This window comes from Methanobrevibacter sp. (assembly GCF_045541095.1).
Lineage (GTDB): Archaea > Methanobacteriota > Methanobacteria > Methanobacteriales > Methanobacteriaceae > Methanocatella.
Map to the genome: position 1 here is coordinate 1 of NZ_JAZQIJ010000008.1, position 3,010 is coordinate 3,010.

Genomic DNA, 3,010 nt, shown 5'->3' on the forward strand with positions numbered 1-3,010 from the left:
AGAAAATACATTTGAAGTAGAATATGACTACCGATTCAACAACCAAAGTGATGATGGTCCAGTCATAATTGAGAAAAGCAATTTCACAATAAACGGGAACAATCATATTCTCGATGGAAACAGACAATCCGGAATATTCAATATAACAGGAAACAATGTGACAATAAACAATCTTGTTTTCATCAACGGTAATTCCACCAAAGGTGGAGCGATATATTCAACCGGACAGATTACATTGAACAATGTGACTTTTATCAGTAACTGTGCAATAGATCTTGTAGGATCACTGAGACATCCCACCAGTGTTACAGTAAACTGTGGCGGGGCAATAGCGAATTACGGTGGTGCGGTTAACTGCAACAATACAAAATTCATTGACAATTATGCTGAATCATCTTCAGCAATATATCTGGAAAATGCCAGGTTGAATCTTTACAACTCATTCATTACATCCAGCCTGCCAAACAAGAGAGGTCAGATTTACACTAAAAATTGTGATATCAATCTGTACAATGTTGATTTTGTAAACCTCTCTTCAGTCTATGCATGTGCATTATATCTTGAAAGCCTCAAGAACTTAACTGTAATCAATTCAAGGTTTGTCAATTTGACCGCCAACATCACTGCAGGGGCAATTGCCGTGAAATCCAGTGGAAATGTCAATATTCAGGGATGTGAATTCCTCAACACAAAATCCTTTAAAAATGCCGGTGCAATCAATGTGGACTACATTGATGATGCATACAATGTTACCATTCAGGATACTTTATTTGAAAATTCATCTTCAATGATTGGTGGAGCTTATATTCAACTGGAAGGTAACCTTCTTTTGAACAATTCATCCTTCATAAACAACAGGGCGGTTCACGACGGCGGTGCGGCCTATCTAGCATTTCTACCAAAGTGTGAAATCAACAATTGCACTTTCGATTCAAATGTTGCTGAAGTCTTTGATGATTATGAAGGTTATGGGGGTGCAGTATACTCCGATTACAATAGTAATTTGATGATAAGTCATTCCAGATTCCTCAATAACTCTGCTGGAAAAGGCAATGGAATATATGCCATCGATACACATTATAATATTGTCAATTCAATATTTGCAAACAATACCAATGCAATTTTCACCTATTATGATGTTGGAAACTGCAGTTTGGACAATAATGATTTTAACAATGAAAGCATCATCACAAATGAAACACGTAAGTATGCTGCCTGTGTCGATTCTCCTGCATTGAAATATGAATTGACCACCAATAGCATAAATGTCACAGGCATTCCAACAAGATTCGATTTGAGAGAATGGGGATGGGCCACACCTGTTAAGGAACAGGGAAGGATAGGTGCATGCTGGACATTTGGACTGGTCGGTGCATTGGAATCTGCAATTTTGAAGAAGTATGGGGTGGCACTTGATTTATCTGAAGGCAATCTGTTCCATAACATGTTGAGATATTTCGATTACGGCTGCACATTCCTTGATGAAGGTGGATTATCACAAATTGCTGCATCATATCTGGTTGGCTGGTATGGGCCTGCTTTTGAAGAAGATGATGTTTATGATGAGGTTGGAAAACTTTCCCCTTATATTACATCAGGTAATGATGTCATACATGTTCAGGATGTAATATTTGTTCTCAATGATGAGGTTCCAAATGCTACAAAAATCAAATCCGCAATCTTGAACTATGGAGCACTGGCAGTAGGTTATTGGGCAACACATACTGATGCAGAAGGGTATTTGAATCTCAATACCTCCGCACAGTATACATTTGACAAGAATCATGCAAATCATGTGGTTACACTCATCGGATGGGATGACAATTATTCAAAGGACAATTTTCTTCAAACTCCACCTGGTGACGGTGCATGGATAATTAAAAACAGTTGGGGGACTGCAGAAGGTGACAACGGCATCTTTTACATTTCATATTATGACGAATCATTTGCAGTACCTCCAGAATTATGGCAACAGGCTGTTGGAATAGTACTTGACAATACAGTACCTTACAATAAAAATTACGAGCATGATTATGTATGGGATTTGACGTTTGCGAATGGTAATGGTACTATTGTATATTCCAATTTTTATGAGGCAGAAGATGATGATTTGATTGCAGGTGTTGGGACATATTTCAACAGCCGTGATGTAAATTATACTGTGAAAATATATGTGAATGGGATGTTGAAATTAACACAGGAAGGATTGTCACCATTTACAGGTTTCCATACCATCAAATTAAACGAATATATACCTGTTAAAAAGGGAGATAAATTCAATGTAGAAATGACATCAAATGCAGTGCCAATCACCCTTTCTAATGAGTGTAGGGTTCACTACACTGAAAATCTGTCATTTATAACCTCTGGAAATCGTACATATGATCTATACAGTTTATTGAAGGCAGTTGCCTGTCTGAAGGTCTATACTGTGGCTGATGATTCCAGAATAATTGACAACAAAGACATGTCAGTGAATTATGGCGATGAATCTTTCTTCACCGTGAGGGTTGCAACTGAGGATGGTCATGCCATTGCAGGGGCATTTGTTGTGTTTACAGTCAATGGAAAGACAATCAATGCAACAACTGACAATGATGGTATTGCAAAATTGGAAATTAATGAGATTCCAGGCACTTACCTCATCACAACCGTTTATGGCAATCAGACATATCAAAACAATGCCACTGTAACATTGAACTCACAGGAATGTATGATTACAGAAAACAAAAACATTAAAGTGGATTATGATGGAGGTTCATATTTTACTGTAAAAGTGGTTTCCAGTGATGGTAAAGTGGCACTAAGTGGAGAGTCAGTTATATTTGTAATTAACGGCAAAACTTCAACTGTTAAAACGGATGAAAATGGAATTGCAAAAATCAAGATAACTGATGTTCCTAAAAAGTACACAATGACAACTATATTCAATGGCAAAAGCTATAAGAATACAGTTACAGTAAAACAGGTATTGACTGCAAGTAAAGTCACTGTTAAAAAGACTGCCAAG

At 37.3% G+C, this 3,010-nt stretch carries 1 protein-coding gene; it reads left to right on the forward strand.

Going from position 1 to position 3,010, the window contains the following annotated elements:
* A partial coding sequence (locus ACKI2P_RS00340; RefSeq protein WP_407374149.1) for a C1 family peptidase occupies nucleotides 1-3,010 on the forward strand: 3,010 nt, incomplete at both ends.